The sequence below is a fragment of the Jiangella muralis genome (assembly GCF_001270745.1).
Taxonomy (GTDB): domain Bacteria; phylum Actinomycetota; class Actinomycetes; order Jiangellales; family Jiangellaceae; genus Jiangella; species Jiangella muralis.
In genome coordinates this window covers 239,507-259,364 of sequence record NZ_KQ434751.1, presented here as the reverse complement: position 1 = coordinate 259,364, position 19,858 = coordinate 239,507, and the positions used below count along the sequence as shown (strand labels likewise).

Here is a 19,858-nt window from a genome sequence, read left to right as displayed (position 1 = left end):
ACGTTGCACCGATGAGGTCTGCCGTCTCGGCCACCCTGCTCGCCGTCGTCACGCTGGCGTCTGCCGCCTGTTCGTCCGACCCCGATCCCAGCTCCGACGCCAGCACCGCCGGCGACGAGGAAGCCGCGTCCGTCCTCGAAGACCTCACCGCCGACGACTTCTGCGCCCTGCTGTCCGCCGACTCGATCGAGCAGGCGCTCGGCGTCGTCGTCGAGGGCAGCGAGGGCACCGAGCGGGGGCGGGCGCCGGTCATGCGCACGCCGTACTTCCTGTCGCGCGAGTGCGACTACAGCTCCGGCCTGCCCGCGCTCAACACCCGCCTGGCCACCGAGTGGGACGAGGACGACACCGACGCCGACGTCCTGGACCGGGCCTTCACCGACATCGTGGCCGAGACCGTCGGCGACTACGAGGAGGTCCCCGGCCTCGGCGTCATCGCCGGGTTCGGCGCCAACCCGATGCTCGCCACGGCCGACGTCGCCACCGGGAACCTCGACGTGGTGCTCCGCGCCGGCGACGAGCGGCTGCTGTTGAGCGTGAACACCACCGGGCGGGCCACGCTCGACCAGCTGCGCCCGCTCGCCGAGGAGCTGATCGTCGGCCTCGGCTACTAGTCCAGGCCGTTGCGGGCGACGACGTCGCGGTACCAGTGCGCGGAGTCCTTCCAGGTGCGCTCCAGCGTCTCGTAGTCGACGCGGATGAGGCCGAACCGGCGGTCGTAGCCGAAGGACCACTCGAAGTTGTCCAGCAGCGACCACGCGAAGTAGCCGCGCACGTCGGCGCCCTGGTCGATGGCCTGGCCGGTGGCCTCGAGGTGGCGGGCGAGGTAGTCGACGCGCAGGGGGTCGTGGACGGCGCCGCCGGGGGAGACGGTGTCGGCGAACGCGGCGCCGTTCTCGGTGATCATCATCGGCAGGCCGGGGTGCTCGCGGTGCATCCGCAGCAGCAGGTCGGTGAGGCCGCCGGGGTCGATGTTCCAGCCCATGGCGGTGTACGGGCCGTCGGGGCGGACGAACTCGACGTCGTCGGCGCCCACCCAGGGCGTGCCGGCGGCGTCGCCGTGGCCGTCGTCCTCGGAGCGCGGGCCGACGCCGTCCCAGCGGCGGACCAGGCCGGTCGAGTAGTAGTTGACGCCGAGGACGTCGAGCGGCTGGTGCGCGATCTCGGCGTCGCCGGCCCGCACGAACGCCCAGTCGGTGACGTGCGCGGTGTCGGCCAGCAGGTCATCGGGGTAGGTGCCGGACAGCATGGGGCCGGTGAACGCGCGGTTGGCCAGCGCGTCGACCCGGCGGGCGGCGTCGCGGTCGTCGTCGGACGACGGGTCGGCCGGGCGGATGACGTGCAGGTTCAGCGTCACCGAGGCACGCGCCGACGGCAGCACCGAGCGGACCGCCTGGAGACCCAGGCCGTGCGCGAGGTTGAGGTGGTGGACGGCGGCCAGCGCGGCGGCGCCGTCGGCCCGGCCGGGGGCGTGCACGCCGGACCCGTAGCCGAGGTAGGCGCTGCACCACGGCTCGTTCAACGTCGTCCACAGGTCGACGCGGTCGCCCAGCTCGCGGGCCATGAGCTCGGCGTAGTCGGCGAACCGGTAGGCGGTGTCGCGGGCGGTCCAGCCGCCGGCGTCCTCGAGGTCCTGCGGGAGGTCCCAGTGGTACAGCGTCAGCACCGGCTTGACGCCGCGCTCCAGCAGTCCGTCGACGAGGCGGGAGTAGAAGTCGAGGCCTTCGCGGTTGGCCGGGCCGCGCCCGCCGGGCTGCACCCGCGGCCACGCCGTCGAGAACCGGTACGCGCGCAGGCCCAGGTCGGCGATGTGCCCGAGGTCCTCCTGCCAGCGGTGATAGTGGTCGACGGCGATGTCGCCGGTGTCGCCGTTCAGCGTCTTGCCGGGCGTGTGCGAGAACGTGTCCCAGCTGGACGGCCCGCGGCCGCCCTCCTTGACCGCGCCCTCGATCTGGTACGAGGCCGTCGCCGACCCCCAGAGGAAGCCGTCGGGGAAGCGACGGCCGGTGCCGGTGCTCATGGGTGGCGACTCCTCGGGTGACGTGGCCGGAACAGCCCCGACCCTATCTAAGCTGCGGGCATGAACGGCTCCCGGGAATCGTGGCGGCACGGCGCCCGCGCCGACGTCCTGCTGGCGGCCGCCGTCGGCGTGTTCGTGGTGCTCACGACCGTGACCGGCGCCGACGGGTTGCGGCCGGTGCCGGCGCTGGGCTGGCTGCTGATGGTGGCCGGCTGTGGCGCGCTGGTGTTCCGGAGCCGGTTCCCGGTCGGGGTCGCGGTCGTCACGCTGGTCGCGTCGATGATCTACTACCCGGCCGTCAACCCCGACGGCGCGCTGCTGATCACGCTGATCATCGCCCTCTACTCGCTGGCGTCGGCGGGCCGGACGGTCGCGGCGGCGGCTATCGGCGGGCTGGCCATCGCCGGCTCGGCGTTCGGCGAGTACGGCACCGACGAGTCCCCGCTCGGCGACGCCGGGATGTTCCTGCTGGTCAGCTGGTTGGTCGCGGCTGTCGCCATCGGGGCGCTCCTGCACAGCACCCGGCGCGAGCGGGAGGAGGCGCTGCGCCGCCGGGCGACGGAGGAGCGGCTGCGCATCGCCCGCGAGCTGCACGACGTCCTCGGGCACAACATCTCGCTGATCAACGTCCAGGCCGGCGCCGCGCTGCACGCCCTGTCCCGCGACGGCGACGACGGCCCGGCCGCCGCGGCGCTGGCCGCGATCAAGGAGACCAGTCGCGAGGCGCTGCGCGAGCTGCGCGGCACCCTCGGCGTGCTGCGCCAGGTCGACGAGCAGGCACCGACGGCGCCCACGCCCGGCCTGCGCCGGCTGCCGGAGCTGGCCGAGCGCAGCCGATCCGCCGGGCTGGCCGTCGACGTCAGCACCGACGGCGAACCGGTCGGGCTGACGCCGGCCGTCGACCTCGCGGCGTACCGGATCGTCCAGGAGGCGCTCACCAACGCGACCCGGCACGCCGGTGCGGGGCGGGTGGCGGTCCGCATCGGCTACGGGCGCCAGGATGTGACGGTGGACGTGAGCGACGACGGGCGCGGCGCCGGTGCCCGGGCCGGCGACGGCAGCGGCATCGACGGCATGCGGTCGCGGGCCGAGGCGCTGGGCGGCACCCTCGACGCGGCCGACCGGCCCGAGGGCGGCTTCCGGGTCACCGCGCGGCTGCCGTACGGTGGGCCGGCATGACGACCGTGCTGCTGGCCGACGACCAGCGGCTGGTCCGGGCCGGGTTCCGGTCCATCCTCGACGGCGAGCCCGACCTCGACGTCCTCGGCGAGGCCGCCGACGGCGCCGAAGCGCTGACGCTGGTGCGCGAGCTGCGCCCGGACGTCGTGCTGATGGACGTGCGGATGCCCGAACTGGACGGCCTGGAGGCGACCCGCCAGATCGTCGCCGACCCGGCGCTGGCCGGCGTGCGCGTCGTCATCCTCACCACGTTCGACCTCGACGACTACGTGTACGGCGCACTGCGGGCCGGGGCCAGCGGCTTCCTCGTCAAGGACACCGAGCCGATGGAGCTGATCCATGCCGTCCGCGTGGTGGCCCGCGGCGACGCCCTGATCGCGCCATCCGTCACCCGGCGGCTGATCTCCGAGATCGCCGGCCGGGCCGCCAAACCGATGCCGAACAGCCGGCTGAACGCGCTGACCGAGCGGGAGCGCGAGGTGCTCGAACTGGTCGCGGCCGGGCTCTCCAACGACGAGATCGCCGACCGCCTGGTGCTCAGCCCGGCCACCGCGAAGACGCACGTCAGCCGCATCCTCACCAAACTCGACAGCCGCGACCGCGCCCAGCTGGTCGTGCTCGCCTACGAGGCCGGGCTGGTCACGCCCGGCTGGCTGGGCTGACGGCCTCGCCGCAGCCGCGTCACCAGCGCGTGCCCGGCGGCGAACGTCACGGCGACGGCGGGCGCGGCGAGCAGCGTCGACGCCAGCCCGCCCGGCGGCAGTAGCAGCCCGAGCAGGCCCGGCAGCCCCGGCTCGTCCGCGATGTCCAGGCTCGCGTCGACGACGCCCTCGCGCGCCACCACCGCGGCGGTGTACGCGAACCAGACCACCAGCAGCGTCGTCGCCGGCCGGTGCCGCAGCGGCTGGGCGTGCAGCTGGAAGTACGCCACCGCGAAGACCAGCAGGAACACCTGGACGGTGTAGATCCGCAGCAGCCGCTCGCGGCCCGGGTCCAGCAGCAGGTGCGACAGCTGCACCGGCTCGGCGCCGGCCAGCCCCGTGAGCGCCGGCACGCAGGCATTGCCGGGCGGGCTGCCCGCGCACCACAGCCGCGCGACCGGCTCGGCCACCGCGGCGACCACGTCACCGGCGACACTCATCGCCGGGACGGCGAGCGCGGCGGCCAGCAGCGCCACGCCGATGCGCCGCCACAGCGTCGGCAGCGGCCCGCGCAGCACGGTCAGGGCCGTCTCGCGGTTCACCAGCGGCGTGCCGTCGTCGCCGCGCGGCCACAGCCGCTCCGCGTGCGTCAGCAGCACGGCCAGCCCGCCGGCCAGGCCCACCAGCATGACGTGCGCCGACGCGTTCTGCGCGTCGGTCAGCAGCCGGGCCAGCGCCGCGCCGCGGCCCGTCGCGTCCGTCGTCAGCCCGCCCGCGTGCACGACCAGCAGCGCGGCCAGGTTGGCCACCGGCGCGAGCACCGTCAGCGCCGGGAGCAGCACGAACGGCCGGGTCCAGTCGTCGGCCACCGCCGTGGCCAGTCGCCACGCCGCCGCCAGCAGCAGCGTCAGGAACAGCGCCGCCCACAGCAGCTCGAGCAGGTACGCGGGCGGGCCGGACCGCTCACCGAACAGCAGCGTCGGCGAGACGGTGAGGAAGCGCAGCCGGTCGCCGAACCGCTCCGGCGCGCCGAGCCGTTCGGCCCAGCCGACCTGCGCCGGCAGCGCCGCGACGACCAGCAGCGGCAGCATCGCGGCCAGCGCGGCGCCGATCGGGTGGCGGCGCATCAGTTCGGCGCCGTCACGCGGAACGGCCGGCCGTCGTCGTCGAGGACGTCGGTGTGGACCTCCTCGCCGTCCCACCAGGTGATGGTGGCCTGCCACTCGGTGTCGTACGCGGCGGTGCGGCCGACCAGCGTGAACGAGTAGAAGTCCTGCGCGGGCAGGGTGCGCGGCAGCGTGATCTGCTCGCCCAGCTCGTCGGCCAGGGCGCGCGCCTCCGCCTGCTGGTCGCTGGTCTGCAGGTAGCTGACCGGCACCTCGGCGCCGACCGGGAGGGTGTCGAGGTCGACGACGACGAAGTCGGGTTCGTCGTCGGGTTCGCCGCCACCGCAGCCGCCAGGCCCCACCGCGCCGCCGGCGGCCGGGTCGGTCCGGCTCAGCACCGTGATGGAGAGGTCGCGGATCTCGATCGGGGAGTCGCGGCTGCGCAGGCTCACCGCCGCGCGCAGGTCGTCGCGGTGCACGAGCCGCCCGTCGCGGGCCCAGCGGGTGAGCTGGCGGGCGTCGGTGTTCGCGCCGACCTCGGCGGCCAGCTCCTCGTTGCCCGGCGGCACCGTCCACACCGACTCGCACGCGCTGTCGGACTGGTCGACGAGCACCCCGACGCCGGGTCCGGTCAGCGCCGTCCACCCGGCCGCCACCAGCGGGACCACCAGGCCGCCGGCCGTCAGGACGAGCGCGTACAACGCCAGCCGGTTGCCGGTGCCCAGGGTGCGGTGCCAGTGCCGCACCCGGGCGAGCGGCCCGGGACGAGGGGGTGGGGGAATGTCGGGGGTACCCACGGGGCAGTCATCCTAGACAACTTCCGGCGTACGTGATCACCCCTAGACCACAACCCGGGATGTAGGTCGGGTGTCCGCTCCAGCCGGACGCGCCGGGCCGTGCCGTCACCCGATCCTCGTCAATGTCGGAGCACCCCGCACGGACGTGGAAGGAACGAACATGAGGCTGGAACGGCTCGCCGCCTGGTCACAGCGGCACCACTGGCTGGCCATCGGGCTGTGGCTGGTCGTGCTGGCCGGCGTCACGGTGCTGTCACAGGCCGTCGGCGACGACTACCACGACGACCACGGCCTGCCGGGCACCGAGTCGCAGCAGCTGTCCGACGCGCTGGAGGACGCCGCGCCCGCGCAGGCCGGCGACTCCGTCCAGGTCGTGCTGCAGGACGGCGACGGCGTCGAGGCGCAGCGCGACCGGGTCGACGCGATGCTCGGCGATCTCAGCGCGCTGCCGCACGTCGTCGATGTCGCCGGGCCGTTCGACGCGCCGGGGGCGATCTCGGCGGACGGGACCATCGCGTACGCGACGGTGACGCTGGACGGCTCCGCCACGGACGTGCCCGCCGACGCCGTCCGGGACATCATCGAGACCGCGCAGGCGGCGGACGGCGACGGCCTGCGGGTGGAGCTGGGCGGCGACGCCGTCCGCGGCGCCGAGGAGTCCGCCGGCGGGGCCGCCGAGGGCGCCGGGATGCTGGCCGCGCTGGTGATCCTCGTGTTCATGTTCGGCTCGTTCCTGGCCGCGACGCTGCCGCTGATCACCGCGGTGTTCGCGGTGGGTTCGACGCTGGGCGTCATCGTGCTGCTGTCCAACGTCGTCACGATCGCGACGTACACCGCGCCGCTGATGATGCTGGTCGGGATCGGCGTCGGCATCGACTACGCGCTGCTGGTGTTCGCCCGGTACCGCTCCGAGCTGCTGGCCGGGGCCGACCGCCAACGGGCCGCCCGCACCGCGCTGGACACCGCCGGCCGCTCGGTCATCTTCGCCGGCTGCACCGTGATCATCGCGCTGCTCGGCCTGTTCGCGCTCGGCCTCGGGTCGCTGCAGGGCGTGGCGCTGGCCGTCGCGCTCACCGTCCTCGTCACCATGCTCGCCTCGCTGACGCTGCTGCCGTCGCTGCTGACCGTGTTCGGCCGGCGGATCGAGAAGCGCATCCTCGCGCACGCCCAGCGGTCCAAGCACCAGCCCGGCGCCCGGTGGCGGCGGCTGGCCGACGCGGTCCGGCGGCGGCCGCTGCCCCCGCTGGTCGCCGCGGTCGCCGTCCTGCTGGCGCTGTCCGCGCCCGCGCTGGGGATGCGGCTCGGGTTCGCCGACGCCGGCAACGAGGACGCGTCGGCGACCAGCCGGCAGGCCTACGACCTGCTCGCCGAGGGCTTCGGCCCGGGCTTCAACGGGCCGCTGATCGTGCTGGCCGAGGGTGCGTCCGACGGCGGCGCCGCGCTGGCGTCCGCCCTGGAGGAGGCCGACGGCGTCGCGGGCGTCGTGCCGCCGCAGCCGCTGCCGGACACCGACCTCGCGCTGGTCGTCGCGTTCCCCGAGACCGCGCCGCAGGACGCCGGGACCGCGGACCTCGTGCACCGGCTGCGCGACGACGTGCTGCCGCCGCTGGAGTCCGACACCGGCGCGACGTACCTGGTCGGCGGCTCGACCGCGGCCGCGGAGGACTTCGCCGCCGCCGTCAGCGACCGGCTGCCGCTGTTCGTCGCCGTCGTCGTCGGGCTGTCCGCGCTGCTGCTGATGGCGGTGTTCCGGTCGATCTGGGTGCCGGTGAAGGCGGCGATCCTGAACCTGCTGAGCATCGGCGCGTCGCTGGGCGTCGTGACGCTGGTCTTCGGCGAAGGGCTGTTCGGTGTGCCGGCCGGCCCGGTCGAGGCGTTCGTCCCAGTGATGATCTTCGCGATCGTGTTCGGCCTATCGATGGACTACGAGGTCTTCCTGGTGTCGCGCATGCACGAGGAGTGGCGCCGCTCCGGCAACGCCGTCCGCGCCGTCCGCGAAGGGCTGGCCGCGACCGGCGGGGTGATCACGGCCGCGGCGGCGATCATGGTCGTCGTGTTCGGGGCGTTCCTGCTCAGCCCGGACCGCATGCTGCAGCAGTTCGGCCTCGGCCTCGCGGTCGCGGTGTTCCTCGACGCCGTCGTCATCCGCTGCCTGATCGTCCCGGCCGTCATGAGCCTGCTGGGGGAGCGGGCCTGGTGGTTGCCGCGCTGGCTGGACCGGATCCTCCCGCACATCGCGCTGGAGCGGCCCGAGCCGCCGGCGCGGGGTGACGCCGACGCCGTCACCGCCGGGCGAGCCGGGTAGCCGGATGGACGTGCTGGAACTGGCGCGCCTGCAGTTCGCGCTGACCGCGGGCGCCCACTTCCTCTTCGTCGCGCTGACGCTCGGCCTCGCCACCGTCGTCGCCGTCCTGCAGACCCGGGCCACCGTCGGGCGCAGCGAGATCCATGGCCGGATGACCCGGTTCTGGGGCCGGCTCTACGTGACGAACTACGCGATGGGCATCCTCACCGGGCTGGTCATGGAGTTCCAACTCGGCCTGAACTGGAGCGGGCTGACGCACTTCGCCGGCAACGTCGTGGGCGCGTCGCTGGCGATGGAGACGCTGGTCGCGTTCTTCGTCGAGTCGACCTTCCTCGGGCTGTGGATCTTCGGCCGGGACAAGCTGAACCGCTGGGCGCACCTCGCCGCGATCTGGATCGTGACGCTGACGGCGTACGCGTCGGCCTACTGGGTGCTGGTCGCGAACGGATTCATGCAGCACCCGGTCGGGGCGGCGCCGGGCCCGGACGGGCTGCGGCTCACCGACGCCGCGGCCGTGTTGACGAACCCGAGCACGCTGCAGGCGTTCTGGCACGTGCTGGCCGGCGCGCTCGTCACGGCCGGGTTCCTCCTCGCCGGAGTGAGCGCGTGGCACCTGCTGCGGCGCACCCCGGAGCAGGAGTTCTTCGGCCGGTCGCTGCGCATCGGGGTGTTCGTCGCGGCGCCGGCGCTGTTCCTGTCCGCGGCGACCGGTGGCCGGCAGTTGCAGCTGATCGAGGAGATCCAGCCGCACAAGTGGGAGGCGTTCTCCGGCGGCGCCGGGCTGGCCCGGGTGGGCGCCCTGCTCATGCTGACGGCGTTCGCGGCGATGTTCTTCTTCTCGTTCCTCAACGTGGCGCTGGCGCTGTCTCGGCGGGTGATCGTCACGGCCCGGCTGTGGCACGTCGCGCTGATCGCGGCGATCCCGTTGCCGTACATCGCGATGATCTCCGGCTGGGTGTTCCGCGAGGTGGGCCGCCAGCCGTGGGTCGTCGACGGGCTGCTGACCACGCGCGACGCGCTGTCCGACGTGTCGCCGGCGGCGATCCGGTTCTCGTTCGTCACCTTCGTCGGGGTGTTCGCGGTGCTCATCGCCGTCAACGGGTGGCTGCTGGCGCGGCAGGCGCGGCGCGGCCCGGACCCGGTGGCGGCGCCGCTGGAGGTGCTCGTATGACGGAGACGCTGGCCGCGGTGCTGCTCGGGTTCTTCGCCACCGGCTACCTCGTGCTCGGCGGGGCCGACATCGGCGCCGGCATGCTGCTGCCGTTCCTCGGCCGGGACGAGCGGGAGCGGCGGCGGGTCGTCGCCGCGATCGTGCCGTTCTTCCTGGCCCACGAGGTGTGGCTGGTCGCGACGGCCGGGCTGCTGATCGGCGCGTTCCCCGGGCTGGAGGCGCGGCTGTTCCCGGGGCTGTTCCCGCTGATCGTCGCGCTCGTCGCCGGCTGGATCGTCCGCGACGTCGGGCTGTGGGCGCGGACCCAGGTGGCGCACGTCGCCTGCGACGTCGCGGTGACGGCCGGGTCGTGGACGGTGGCCGGCGCCTGGGGCTGGATCCTGGCCGGGCTGCTGACCGGCGTGACGGACTCGGTCGCGGGCGGCGCCGGGGTCGCGCTGATCGCCGCCGTCGTCGTCGGGCTGTTCGCCGTGCACGGGCTCGCGTTCGCGCGGCTGCGGCTGACCGGCCGGCCGCTGGAGCGGGCCCGCGCCGTCACGGGCGGGGCGGGGGACCGGGCGACCTTCGCGGTGACGGCGGCCATGCTGGCCGTGCTGGTCGTGGCGGCCGGCGCCCGGATCGGGCTGTCCGGGTCGGCCGCCGACGACGCGACGCTGCGGCTGCTGGTCCCGGCGCTCTACGCCGTGCTGCCGCTGCTGCTGGCCGGCCAGGTCGTCACCTGGCGGGTGTTCCGCCACCGCGTCGCCGCGGTGGCACCGGGTCAGCCGGGCGAGAGCTGATCGGCGGGGACGCGCAGCCGCACCATCTCGCCGTCGACCCGGTGGACGTCGCCGGCCGCGGCGTAGAGGTCCTTGGCGAGGATCCGGTCGACCCGCAGGTAGCCGGTGCGGCGCAGCCGGGCGGCCTCCTCGTCCGGCAGGTCGCCGCCGCCCGCATCCGGTCGCTGACCGGCGTCGGTGACCGCTCCGGGGTCGCCCAGCCGGACCTCCGCGACGGTGCCCAGCTCCTCGCCGAGAGCGTCCACCACCGTCATCCCTTCGCGCACCTCGCCGAGCCGGTCGGCGGCGCCGTTCTCATCCGTCATGCCCGGCCCGTACCCGATCGCGGCGCGGACACGCGGCGTGGTCAGGCCGGACGCCGGACCTCGGCGTGGAAGCAGCCGAACTCGACGGCGCGGACGTGCACGACCTCGACCGCCGGGTCGGCGAACAGGTCGTCCAGCGCGGCCGCCGCGACCTCCTCCGCGTGCCCGTTCGCGGGGGAGACCAGCCGGCCGCCGACGATGTGGCCGCGCTTGTCGTAGCCGCGGAACACCCGCCGCGACGACGCGACGCCGGCCGGGAAGCCGTCGTGCCGCGGGCCGGCGCACTCCCGCGCGTGCAGGAACACCGGGCCGGTCTCGTCGTAGGCGCCCGGCTCGGCGCCGTGCTCCTCGGCCCACCGGCGCAGCGGCGCGTACGTCACCAGCACCAGGTTGTCGCCGGGGACGCTGCGGGTCAGGCAGCAGCGCAGCGGCGCGCCACCCTCGTCGTCGATGAACGGCTCGCGGGTCACCCAGGCGTCGTCGCGTTCGCGCAACTGGGCGGTGACCTCGGCCGGGATCGCGCGGTACTCGTACGTGTCCATGACCCCAGCGTCGCCGCCGCGGGCCGGACGTGCTGGCGGGAATCGGACGCGGCGTGGGCCGTGTCTACGATGGCGCGGTGGCTGAACTCTCGCTCCCGCTGACCACCGAACGCCTGACCCTGCGCCGCCACGTCGAGACCGACCTCGACGAGTTGCATCGCCTGCACGCCCACCCCGACGTCGCCCGGTACATGCTCTGGGAGCCGTGGCCGCGCGGCTACGCCATCGAGCGGCTGGGCCGGCGCCTGCAGCAGTCCGCGCCCGCGAACGACGACGACGCGCTCGACCTCGCGGTCCTGCGCACCGCCGACGACACCTACGTGGGCGAGGTGCACCTGCACGTCGTCAGCCGGCAGCGCGGGTGCGCCGAGGTCGGCTTCGCGTTCCACCCCGAGCACCACGGCAACGGCTACGCCCGGGAGGCCGCCACGGCGATGCTGGGCCTGGCCTTCGACACCCTCGGCTTCCGCCGCGTCATCGGCCGCTGCGACGCCGACAACGCCGCGTCCGCCGGCCTGATGGAGCGGCTCGGCATGCGCCGCGAGGCCCACCTCATCGAGAACGAGCAGGTCAAGGGCGCGTGGCGGAGCGAGTACGACTACGCCATCCTGGCCCGCGAGTGGGCGGAGCGGCCGGTCTAGGGTGTGTCTCCCAAGTCTCGGCCGTAGCCAGCGGCGTTCAGGTGGATGCCTCGCAAGGCCGAGGAGGGAGTCATAGCGGGGTTCTATGGCGACTGACGAGAACGCAGCGAGGCGCCGCCTGGGCGTCGCGCAGTAGGCCATGGACTTGGGAGACACACCCTAGGTGTGTCTGGGGAGCTCATCTCGCCGCGGTCAGCCGTAGGTGACGGCGTAGCGCAGGTGGGTGACCTGCTGGCCTTCGACCACTTGTAGTAGCTCGAGTGTCGTCTGCTGGTCGTGCAGGTGGTCGAGGTAGCGCACGCCGTCGTGCATGAGGATGGGGACGAGGTCGACGCGGAGTTCGTCGAGCGCGCCGAGGTTGATGCATTGCTGGACGATGTTCGGGCCGGCGACGCCGATGTCCTTGTCGCCGGCGATGGTCCGGGCCCGCTCCAGGGCTTCCTCGACGCTGCCGACGAAGGTGAACGGGGCGTCCGGGATGGGCGGCCAGTTCTCCGGTGGCGGCCGGTGGGTCACCACGAACGTGGGCGAGTCGTTCGGTGGTTTGCCGCCCCAGCCGTTGGCGTGGTCGAAGATCCGCCGCCCGGCGATGAAGACGCCCTCGGTCTCGTTCTGGTGCCAGTAGGCGGCGCTGGCGGCGGACATCTTGAACGTGATCGGGTAGCCGGCCGGCCGCACCTCGACGTCGCCGCTGGTGTACCAGTCGAACAGCGCGCCGACGGAGTCGTCGGGATACGCGACGAAGCCGTCGAGCGACATGGTGAAGCTGGAGAAGACGACACCCATCGGAGCCTCCTGGCCGTGTCCACGTGCCCGTTGCAGATCAGACCGCGCCGGGCCGCGGAACTCATCGTTCCAGGGGACGGGGGCAGTCTGGGCACGCCCCACTTCACCCGCGGCGGCGCCCACCACGCGAGTGACGTCGACGCTCTGGCTCCGGGAATCGAGGACGACCAAACGGCCACCAGACAACGGCGAACGGTGCACCCGGGCGGGCTCTGCCCGCACTTAGACCGCGTGCGTGCGGGTCAAGCGGACCTTCGCCCGCGCGAAGCGCCCCACAAGTCCGCTTGAGGCGCGGTGCCGCGGCTGAGAAATGGGCAGCAGGGGGACGGCCCACGTGCGGACAACGGCCAACGTTACGGCCGTAGCCCCGGGACACCTCTAGACCAGCCCGGCGTCGTGCACGAGTAGCGCGATCTGCACGCGGTTGTTGAGGCCGAGCTTCGTCAGCACCCGCGACACGTGCGCCTTCACCGTCGCGACGCTCATGAACAGCTCCGCGCTGATCTCGGCGTTGGACCGGCCGTGCGCGATGGCGACCGCGACCTCCAGCTCCCGCTCGGACAGCTCGGCCAGCTGGGTCTCGGCGCGCTGCGTCCGGCCGCCGCCGTCGCCGTCGGACACGTGCGCGATGAGCTGCCGGGTGACCGACGGCGACAGGATCGGCTCGCCGGCCGCGGCCCGCCGGACCGCCGCGACGATGTCGCCCGGCGGCGTGTCCTTCAGCAGGAACCCGGTGGCGCCGGCCCGCAGCGCGCGCAGCACGTGGTCGTCGGTGTCGAAGGTGGTGAGGATGACGATCTCCGGCGGGTCGGCGCGCCGGCGCAGCGTCTCGGTGGCGGCCAGCCCGTCGACCCGCGGCATGCGGATGTCCATCAGCACGACGTCGGGGCGGGCCGCCTCGACCATGGCCGGCACGTCGGCGCCGTCGGACGCCTCGCCGACGATCTCGAGGTCGGGCACCCCGGCCAGCATCATCGACAGCCCCGCCCGCACGAGGGCGTCGTCGTCGACGATGAGGATGCGGGTGACGGCGGTGGCGGCCTCGGACGTCATGCGGGCCACGGTAGCCAGGCGTGCACCCGGAAGTCGCCGCCACGCGTGATTCCGTGCTCCAGCGAGCCGCCGGCCAGCTCTACCCGTTCGGTCAGCCCGATCAGCCCGGTGCCGGTGCCGGGGATCTCGGCCGCCGGTCCCGGCCCGCCGGACCCGACCGGCATGCGGTTGCGCACCTCGACCGCCAGCCCGCCGCCCGGGCCGCCGGTCAGCGTGACGTAGACGCCGGTGCCGCGGGCGTGCTTGCGCACGTTCGTCAGCGCCTCCTGCACGACGCGGTAGGCGCAGCGGGCCACGACCGCCGGCGGCTCGGCGCCGTCGCCCGCGACCTGGTCGACGACGGTGACCCGCATGCCGGCCTGCCGCGACTCGTCGATCAGCGCCGGCAACTGGGCGAGCGTGGGCTGCGGCCGGTCGGGGTCGTCGTCGGACGACGGCGCACGGAGCACGCCGATGATCTCGCGGAGGTCCTGTAGCGCCTGGTGCGCACTGGCCCGGATGACGCCCGCCGCCCTCGCGATGTCCTCGCGCGGCGCGTCGGGGCGGTACTCCAGCGCGCCGGCATGCACGCTGAGCAGCGAGATGCGGTGCGCGAGCACGTCGTGCATCTCGCGGGCGATGCGCTCGCGCTCGAGGTGCTGGGCCCGCTCGACCCGCAGCGCCGACTCGGCCTCGGCCTGGTGCGCGCGCTCGCGCAGCGACAGCACCAGCTGCCGGCGCGCGCGCACCAGCATGCCCCACAGTGTGATGGCGATGACGCCGAAGATGGTGAGCAGCGCCACCCACTGGTAGTCGAGCTCGGGGTCGGGATAGATCCGGTTGAAGAGGAACCCGGAGCAGACGTGCAGCCCCGCCAGGGCCGCGGCGACCGCCCAGCGGCGGTGCACGGCCACCGTGAACACCATGATGATGCCTGCGCCCGCGGCTGACGCGACGCCGACGGTCAGCAGCGCCGTGGCGACGGCCAGCTGCACGGGCCAGCGCCGCCGCCACCACAGCGACAGGCAGGCGGCCGTGCCGAGGACGAGGTCGAGCAGCTGGACCAGCTCGGGTGGGTCGGTCTGCATCGCGGTGTCGTAGGCGGACAGCCCCACGAGGGCCGCGATGACGAAGCACAGGGTGTCGATGATCCAGTCGCGCACCGACCGGCGCACCCGGCCGCGCCGGGCCGGGTCGGCGGTGTCGGGGTCGACCCGCAGCACGCCCGGCAGCAGCGCCGGCAGCTCGGGGCTGCTGGCGGCCGAACCGGGCGCATGGGTCGTCATGAGACACCACGCTACGAGCCGAGTGGCCCCACCGGGTAGCGACGAAGGTCGATCGTGGCCTAGACCTTGGTAGGACGGCGGCAGCCTTCGGGCCGACGCGCGTGGCCGGGTGGCGCGGCCAGAGTGGATGCCATGATCACTGTCGAGCATCTGACGAAGCGGTACGGCGCCTTCACCGCCGTGAACGACGTGTCGTTCACCTGCGCGCCCGGCACCGTCACCGGCTTCCTGGGCCCGAACGGCGCCGGGAAGTCCACCACCATGCGGATGATCGCCGGCCTCACCCCGCCGTCGTCCGGCACCGCCACCGTCAACGGCGTCGCGTTCCGCGACCTCCCCAACCCGGGCCGCCACATCGGCGTCCTGCTCGACGCTTCCGCCCAGCACGCCGGCCGCACCGGCCGCGAGATCCTGTCGCTGTCCGCCCAGTTGCTCGGCGTCGGGCAGAAGCGGGTCGATGCCATGCTCGAGCTGGTCGGGCTCGCCGGCACGGCCGAGAAGCGCCGCGTCGGCAACTACTCGCTCGGCATGCGGCAGCGGCTCGGCCTCGCGCACGCCCTGCTCGGCGACCCGACGGTGCTCATGCTCGACGAGCCGGCCAACGGCCTCGACCCCGAGGGCATCTTCTGGATGCGCGGCGTGCTGCGCGACTTCGCCGACCGCGGCGGCACCGTCCTGCTCTCGTCCCACCTGCTGCGCGAGGTCGAGGCGGTCGCCGACCACCTGGTGGTCATCGGCAACGGCAAGATCGTCGCCGACGGCGCCAAGGACGACCTGCTGCACGCCGGCGGCCTCTACGTCCGCGGGCTCGACCCCGAGCCGCTGGAGAAGGCGCTCACCACGGCCGGCCTGTCCGTGCAGCCGACCCGCGACGGCGGGTTCAGCGTCGCCGCCGACGCCGAGGCCGTCGGGCGGGCCGCGCTCGACGCCGGCGTCGTCCTGCTGGAGCTGCGCCCCGCCGACTCCGGCGGCCTGGAGGAGATGTTCCTCCGCCTCACCTCGCACCACGACGCCGACTCGACGAAGGATGCCGCCTGATGTCCGCGCTGACCACCACCCCCGCCGCCGGCACGCACCGGCCGGCCCGCACCTCGCGTCCGTCGCTCGCCCGGCTCACGGCCGTCGAACTGCGCAAGGCCACCGACACCCGGGCCGGCTTCTGGCTGCTCGCGATCATCGCGCTGGTCGCGCTGGGCATGGTGCTCATCCAGATGTTCACCGGCAGCGCCGAGGACCGCACGTTCGCCGACTTCTTCGGCGGCGCCCAGCTGCCGCTGGGCATCCTGCTCCCGGTCGTCGGCATCCTGGCCGTCACCGGCGAGTGGTCGCAGCGCACCACGCTCAGCACGTTCGCGCTGGAGCCACGGCGCGAGCGGGTCATCGCGTCCAAGCTGGCCGCCGCCGTCCTCATGGCCATCGGCGCCGTCGTCGCGAGCCTGGCCTGGGCCGCGCTGGCGAACGTCATCGCCCCGCTGGTCACCGACGCCGACGGCAGCTGGAGCTTCGGCGCCGAGGGCTTCGGCCGCGTCGTCCTGTTCCAGGTCATCAACGTCCTGGTCGGCACCGCGTTCGGCCTGGCGCTGCTGAGCACGCCGCTGGCCATCGTCCTGTACTTCGTCCTGCCCACCGCGTGGACCATCCTCGGCAGCACCATCTCCGCGCTCGAGACCCCGGCCGAGTGGCTCGACCTCAGCAACACCACCCTGCCGCTGATCGACGGCGGCCTCAGTGGCGAGGCGTGGGGCCAGCTGGGCACGTCCCTGGCACTGTGGCTGGTGGTCCCGCTGGGCTTCGGCCTGTGGCGGGTGCTGCGGTCGGAGATCAAGTAGGCAGCCGGAGGAGCGCCTCATGAACGCGACGACGAACGGCCCGGGCGGCGAGACGGTGGTCGGCCGCCCGGGCTGGGAAGCGGTGCTGGTCTGGGTCGGGTTCCCGGTGCTGGGCGCGCTGGTGGGGCTCGGCGTCGGGCCGCTGGCCGACTGGGCCGTCGACACGTCGTGGATCCCCGACTTCGGGCCCATCAGGTTCATCGCCGAGCTGCCGCAGCCCGGCGGCACCATCGCGACGGTCGCCGCCGGCACGGTGCTCGGCGTCCTGCTGGCGCTGACGGCCGAGGGTGAGGTGCTGCGCGTCGGCGTCGGGCCGTCCGGCGTCACGCTGACCCGCGACGGCAAGACCCGCACCATCGCCCGGGCCGACGTCAGCGCCGTCTTCACCGACCGCAAGGAGCTGGTGCTGGTCTCGCGCAGCGGGCTGGAACTGGCCCGGGAGAAGTCCGACCTCGGGGCCGACCGGCTGGCCGCCGCGTTCACCGGGCAGGGCTATCCGTGGCGGCCCGAGGGCGACCCGCACCGCGACCAGTACCGCCGCTGGGTGCCCGACGAGCCGGAGCTGCCGGCCGGTGCGAATGCCGTCCTCCGGGCCCGGGCCACCGCGCTGGAAAAGGGCGAGCAGGACGACCTCGCCGAACTGCGCGACGAGCTCGGCAAGCTCGGCATCGTGGTGCGCGACCAGGACAAGCGGCAGTACTGGCGGCGTGCCAGGATAGGCGGATGACGCCGAACCTCGCCGAGCCGCAGAGCACCGCCGACGCCGAGGTCGTCGACCTCTGCCGCGACCTGCTGCGCATCGACACCACGAACTTCGGCGACGGCAGCGGCCCCGGCGAGCGGAAGGCCGCCGAGTACGTGGCCGAGAAGCTCGCCGAGGCCGGGCTCGACCCCATCGTGTTCGAGTCCGAGCCCGGCCGCACCACCGTCGTCGCCCGGGTCGAGGGCGCCGACCCGGCCCGGTCCGACGCGCTGCTCCTGCACGGCCACCTCGACGTCGTCCCGGCCGACGCCGCCGACTGGACGTACGACCCGTTCTCCGGCGAGATCGCCGACGGCTGCCTGTGGGGCCGCGGCGCCGTCGACATGAAGGACATGGACGCCATGATCCTGGCGGTCGTGCGCGACCGCCTGCGCACCGGCCGCCGCCCGGCCCGGCCGCTCATCCTCGCCTTCCTCGCCGACGAAGAGGCCGGCGGCGGGCTCGGCGCCCACTGGGCCGTCGACCACAAGCCCGAGCTGTTCGAGGGCGCCACCGAGGCCATCAGCGAGGTCGGCGGGTTCAGCCTCCACGTCAACGACGATGTCCGCCTCTACCTGGTCGAGACCGCCGAGAAGGGCATCGACTGGATGAAGCTGACCGTCGCCGGGCGGGCCGGCCACGGCTCCATGGTCAGCACGAACAACGCCGTCACCGAGCTGGCCGAGGCCGTCGCGCGGGTCGGCCGGTACCAGTGGCCGGTGCGCCTCACGCCCACCGTGCGCTCGTTCCTCGAGGAGGCCAGCGACGCGTTCGGCCTCGAGTTCGACCCCGACGACCCCGAGCGGCTGCTCGGCCAGCTGGGCAACCTCGGCCGCATCATCGGCGCGACGCTGCGCAACAGCACCAACCCGACCATGCTGAAGGCCGGCTACAAACACAACGTCATCCCCGGCCGCGCCGAGGCCTACATCGACGGCCGCTTCCTCCCCGGCCAGGAGGCCGAGTTCGCCGCCACCCTCGACGAGCTGCTCGGCCCGAATGTCCAGCGCGAGTCGCTGGTCAGCGACATCGCGGTCGAGACCACCTTCGACGGCCCCCTGGTCGACGCCATGAGCGCGGCGCTACTGGCCGAGGACCCCGGCGCCCGCACGGTGCCGTACTGCATGTCCGGCGGCACCGACGCCAAGTCGTTCAGCCTGCTCGGCATCCGCAACTTCGGCTTCTCACCGCTCATGCTCCCGCCCGACCTCGACTTCGCCGGCATGTTCCACGGCGTCGACGAACGCGTCCCGGTCGACGGCCTGCGCTTCGGCGCCCGCGTCATCGACCGTTTCCTCGACCTCGCGTGACATCAAGTCAGCTCTGCCGGACACCGGCACGAGCAGCACGACCGTCGCGTTGGCCGCGCTGGGCCTGCTCGTGGCGGGCGCCGCGGTGACGCTGCGGGCACGGCGAGCCTGACGGTGGACGCGCGACGCTCGGGCCGTGACGGTCAGAGCGTCGCGCGGACCCGCATGATCTTGCGGCGTAGCACGATCTTGCGCGTTCCGTCGGGGTGGAGGTGCAGCCGAGCGAGTTCCCAGTGGCCGTGTTCCGCCTGCTCGGTGAGCAGCCGGCGGGCCGCGTTGCGGGAGGTGGTGCGGGGGAGCGAGATGTGCCGGAACTCGTACTCGGCGGCCGGGACTCGGGAATTGAGGCTTCTCGCCGCCGACCGTTCCATTTACGTATCTTGCCACGGCCGGACCGGGTACGGTCGTCGACTGTGACCATGCCGCCGCACGACGCCGAGCGCCTGCAGGCCGCGCTCGACGACCTCACCGACGCCCTGGAAGCCCACCTCAACGCTTGCCTGGCCCGCACCGGTGAAGCGGACCCGGTGGTCCAGGCCGCGTACAACAAGTTGCGGATCGCCGCCGACCGCTACGACGACCTCCTCTACGACGCCACCGAGGAGGTCACGCCGTGGGAGTTCCCGGAAGAGCCGCCGAGCGTCGAGTTCGAGGACCTCGAGTCCGAGCCGGGCGTGGTCGGCCTGCTGGTCCGCCGCGACTACGAGATCGACGACGGCGACCGGCTGATCGTCGCCGGGCGTGAGGCGTACGGCGAGCTGTACCCGCAGGACCCGCGCGAGTCCGCGGTCGCCGACGTGTCGCACCCGGGCCGCGCCCTGTACCAGATGCTGCACGCCTACGGCGTCGACGGCCTGGACGAGCGGGCCGAGGAGGCCGGGCTGCTGCCGCGCGGCGGGACGGTGTGGGTGCAGGCGCTGGGCGAGGCGGACGAGCAGACCCTCACCAGCGACCCGTTCGGCGTCGCCGACGAGGACCTCCTCGTCTACCGGGTCGACGAGATCATCCACACCGACGACTAGGGAGACACCCCCTACCTGCGATGAAGCAGGGGTGACGCCGATCTGAAGTCGCCCGGGGCGCTCAATGGCGGGGTAGGTGCACCGCTGCCGAGCGAAGGAGACGACCATGCGGTTCAGCGGGACAGTGCGGCTGGCCGGCGCGACGGCGATGCTGGCCGGCCTGGCGGCCGCGGGCTCGGCGGCACCGGCCGTCGTGGCGGATCGGGAGTACGGACCGGGCCCGGACGACCGTGACTTCTCGGTCGTCGCTGACCGGGAGTACACGATCGCGGACCGGGAGTACTGATAGCCGGTCGTCCGGAGCGCCGCGTCGAGCACCCCCGGCTCGACGCGGCGCCCCGGTCGATCGTCGGGTGCGAGGGCTG

23 protein-coding genes are annotated in these 19,858 nt (G+C 73.7%); 14 read left to right on the top strand and 9 right to left on the bottom strand.

Translation table 11 applies throughout. The features are described from left to right. Nucleotides 1-11 precede the first annotated feature (11 nt). The gene (locus ACW62_RS01145) at nucleotides 12-614 is read left to right on the top strand and encodes a hypothetical protein (RefSeq protein WP_053202241.1); all 603 of its coding nucleotides are present in this window, start codon (nucleotides 12-14) and stop codon (nucleotides 612-614) included. On the opposite strand, the gene ACW62_RS01140 is transcribed toward ACW62_RS01145, so the two are convergent. After that, a complete protein-coding gene (locus ACW62_RS01140) occupies nucleotides 611-2,020 on the bottom strand; it encodes a GH1 family beta-glucosidase (protein ID WP_053202240.1) in 1,410 nt (469 codons plus the stop codon). The genes ACW62_RS01145 and ACW62_RS01140 overlap by 4 nt on opposite strands. Nucleotides 2,021-2,080: 60 nt before the next feature. On the opposite strand from ACW62_RS01140, the gene ACW62_RS01135 reads away from it, so the two are divergent. Both ACW62_RS01135 and ACW62_RS01130 read left to right on the top strand, forming a co-directional pair. Next, nucleotides 2,081-3,199, top strand: coding sequence for a sensor histidine kinase (locus ACW62_RS01135; RefSeq protein ID WP_053202239.1), 1,119 nt, complete (start codon nucleotides 2,081-2,083; stop codon nucleotides 3,197-3,199). Then, entirely contained in the window at nucleotides 3,196-3,861 is a 666-nt protein-coding gene (locus ACW62_RS01130; RefSeq protein ID WP_053202238.1) for a response regulator, read from the top strand. The genes ACW62_RS01135 and ACW62_RS01130 overlap by 4 nt, the downstream gene beginning before the upstream one ends. Here ACW62_RS01130 and ACW62_RS01125 read toward each other — a convergent pair. Next, entirely contained in the window at nucleotides 3,822-4,967 is a 1,146-nt protein-coding gene (locus tag ACW62_RS01125; RefSeq protein ID WP_053202237.1) for a hypothetical protein, read from the bottom strand. The genes ACW62_RS01130 and ACW62_RS01125 overlap by 40 nt on opposite strands. Continuing rightward, nucleotides 4,967-5,743 (bottom strand): hypothetical protein, encoded by a 777-nt coding sequence (locus ACW62_RS33700; protein WP_157574271.1) that lies wholly within the window; start codon nucleotides 5,741-5,743, stop codon nucleotides 4,967-4,969. Before ACW62_RS33700 ends, ACW62_RS01125 begins: the two co-directional genes overlap by 1 nt. Nucleotides 5,744-5,903: 160 nt before the next feature. Between ACW62_RS33700 and ACW62_RS01115 the strand changes: the two genes are divergently transcribed. Genes ACW62_RS01115 through ACW62_RS01105 form a run of 3 tightly spaced genes read left to right on the top strand, consistent with a single transcriptional unit; the run spans nucleotide 5,904 to nucleotide 9,998 of the window. Then, nucleotides 5,904-8,048: an MMPL family transporter gene (locus ACW62_RS01115; protein ID WP_053202235.1), complete on the top strand. Its 2,145-nt coding sequence runs from the start codon at nucleotides 5,904-5,906 to the stop codon at nucleotides 8,046-8,048. 4 nt (nucleotides 8,049-8,052) lie between these two features. Further along, on the top strand, nucleotides 8,053-9,219 hold the full coding sequence (locus tag ACW62_RS01110) for a cytochrome ubiquinol oxidase subunit I (protein WP_053202566.1): 1,167 nt from the start codon (nucleotides 8,053-8,055) through the stop codon (nucleotides 9,217-9,219). Next, complete coding sequence (locus ACW62_RS01105; protein ID WP_053202234.1) at nucleotides 9,216-9,998, top strand: cytochrome d ubiquinol oxidase subunit II; 783 nt, start codon at nucleotides 9,216-9,218, stop codon at nucleotides 9,996-9,998. The genes ACW62_RS01110 and ACW62_RS01105 overlap by 4 nt, the downstream gene beginning before the upstream one ends. Here ACW62_RS01105 and ACW62_RS01100 read toward each other — a convergent pair. Beyond that, the gene (locus ACW62_RS01100) at nucleotides 9,980-10,303 is read right to left on the bottom strand and encodes a DUF2171 domain-containing protein (protein ID WP_053202233.1); all 324 of its coding nucleotides are present in this window, start codon (nucleotides 10,301-10,303) and stop codon (nucleotides 9,980-9,982) included. The genes ACW62_RS01105 and ACW62_RS01100 overlap by 19 nt on opposite strands. A gap of 41 nt (nucleotides 10,304-10,344) precedes the next feature. Then, nucleotides 10,345-10,845 (bottom strand): DUF1203 domain-containing protein, encoded by a 501-nt coding sequence (locus ACW62_RS01095; RefSeq protein WP_053202232.1) that lies wholly within the window; start codon nucleotides 10,843-10,845, stop codon nucleotides 10,345-10,347. A 77-nt stretch (nucleotides 10,846-10,922) separates the two neighbouring features. Between ACW62_RS01095 and ACW62_RS01090 the strand changes: the two genes are divergently transcribed. Next, nucleotides 10,923-11,486 (top strand): GNAT family N-acetyltransferase, encoded by a 564-nt coding sequence (locus tag ACW62_RS01090; protein ID WP_169791960.1) that lies wholly within the window; start codon nucleotides 10,923-10,925, stop codon nucleotides 11,484-11,486. A gap of 192 nt (nucleotides 11,487-11,678) precedes the next feature. Here ACW62_RS01090 and ACW62_RS01085 read toward each other — a convergent pair whose 3' ends face one another. The 3 genes from ACW62_RS01085 to ACW62_RS01075 all read right to left on the bottom strand — a co-directional run bounded on the left by ACW62_RS01085 (nucleotide 11,679) and on the right by ACW62_RS01075 (nucleotide 14,590). Further along, a complete protein-coding gene (locus ACW62_RS01085) occupies nucleotides 11,679-12,272 on the bottom strand; it encodes a dihydrofolate reductase family protein (RefSeq protein ID WP_053202231.1) in 594 nt (197 codons plus the stop codon). Nucleotides 12,273-12,650: 378 nt separating this feature from the next. Then, nucleotides 12,651-13,325, bottom strand: a complete 675-nt coding sequence (locus ACW62_RS01080; RefSeq protein WP_053202564.1) for a response regulator — start codon at nucleotides 13,323-13,325, stop codon at nucleotides 12,651-12,653. Continuing rightward, nucleotides 13,322-14,590, bottom strand: coding sequence for a sensor histidine kinase (locus ACW62_RS01075; RefSeq protein WP_053202230.1), 1,269 nt, complete (start codon nucleotides 14,588-14,590; stop codon nucleotides 13,322-13,324). The genes ACW62_RS01080 and ACW62_RS01075 overlap by 4 nt, the downstream gene beginning before the upstream one ends. A gap of 132 nt (nucleotides 14,591-14,722) precedes the next feature. Here ACW62_RS01075 and ACW62_RS01070 point away from each other — a divergent pair, with 132 nt between their 5' ends. Genes ACW62_RS01070 through ACW62_RS36415 form a run of 5 tightly spaced genes read left to right on the top strand, consistent with a single transcriptional unit; the run spans nucleotide 14,723 to nucleotide 18,583 of the window. Further along, nucleotides 14,723-15,628, top strand: coding sequence for an ABC transporter ATP-binding protein (locus tag ACW62_RS01070; RefSeq protein WP_053202229.1), 906 nt, complete (start codon nucleotides 14,723-14,725; stop codon nucleotides 15,626-15,628). After that, complete coding sequence (locus ACW62_RS01065) at nucleotides 15,628-16,419, top strand: ABC-2 transporter permease (RefSeq protein WP_053202228.1); 792 nt, start codon at nucleotides 15,628-15,630, stop codon at nucleotides 16,417-16,419. The genes ACW62_RS01070 and ACW62_RS01065 overlap by 1 nt, the downstream gene beginning before the upstream one ends. 19 nt (nucleotides 16,420-16,438) lie before the next feature. Next, nucleotides 16,439-17,146 carry a YqeB family protein gene (locus tag ACW62_RS01060; RefSeq protein WP_053202227.1) on the top strand — a complete coding sequence of 236 codons (708 nt, stop codon included), beginning with the start codon at nucleotides 16,439-16,441 and terminating at the stop codon, nucleotides 17,144-17,146. Then, nucleotides 17,143-18,471: a M20/M25/M40 family metallo-hydrolase gene (locus ACW62_RS01055; protein WP_053202226.1), complete on the top strand. Its 1,329-nt coding sequence runs from the start codon at nucleotides 17,143-17,145 to the stop codon at nucleotides 18,469-18,471. Before ACW62_RS01060 ends, ACW62_RS01055 begins: the two co-directional genes overlap by 4 nt. A gap of 1 nt (nucleotide 18,472) precedes the next feature. After that, nucleotides 18,473-18,583, top strand: a complete 111-nt coding sequence (locus ACW62_RS36415) for an LPXTG cell wall anchor domain-containing protein (RefSeq protein WP_083459097.1) — start codon at nucleotides 18,473-18,475, stop codon at nucleotides 18,581-18,583. 31 nt (nucleotides 18,584-18,614) lie between these two features. Here the strand turns inward: ACW62_RS36415 and ACW62_RS01050 are convergent, their stop codons facing one another. After that, a complete protein-coding gene (locus tag ACW62_RS01050) occupies nucleotides 18,615-18,842 on the bottom strand; it encodes a DUF5703 family protein (RefSeq protein ID WP_053202225.1) in 228 nt (75 codons plus the stop codon). 42 nt (nucleotides 18,843-18,884) lie between these two features. Here ACW62_RS01050 and ACW62_RS01045 point away from each other — a divergent pair, with 42 nt between their 5' ends. Next, the gene (locus tag ACW62_RS01045) at nucleotides 18,885-19,493 is read left to right on the top strand and encodes a hypothetical protein (RefSeq protein ID WP_157574267.1); all 609 of its coding nucleotides are present in this window, start codon (nucleotides 18,885-18,887) and stop codon (nucleotides 19,491-19,493) included. 106 nt (nucleotides 19,494-19,599) lie between these two features. Beyond that, nucleotides 19,600-19,779 (top strand): hypothetical protein, encoded by a 180-nt coding sequence (locus tag ACW62_RS33695; RefSeq protein ID WP_157574265.1) that lies wholly within the window; start codon nucleotides 19,600-19,602, stop codon nucleotides 19,777-19,779. The last annotated feature ends 79 nt before the right edge of the window (nucleotides 19,780-19,858 follow it).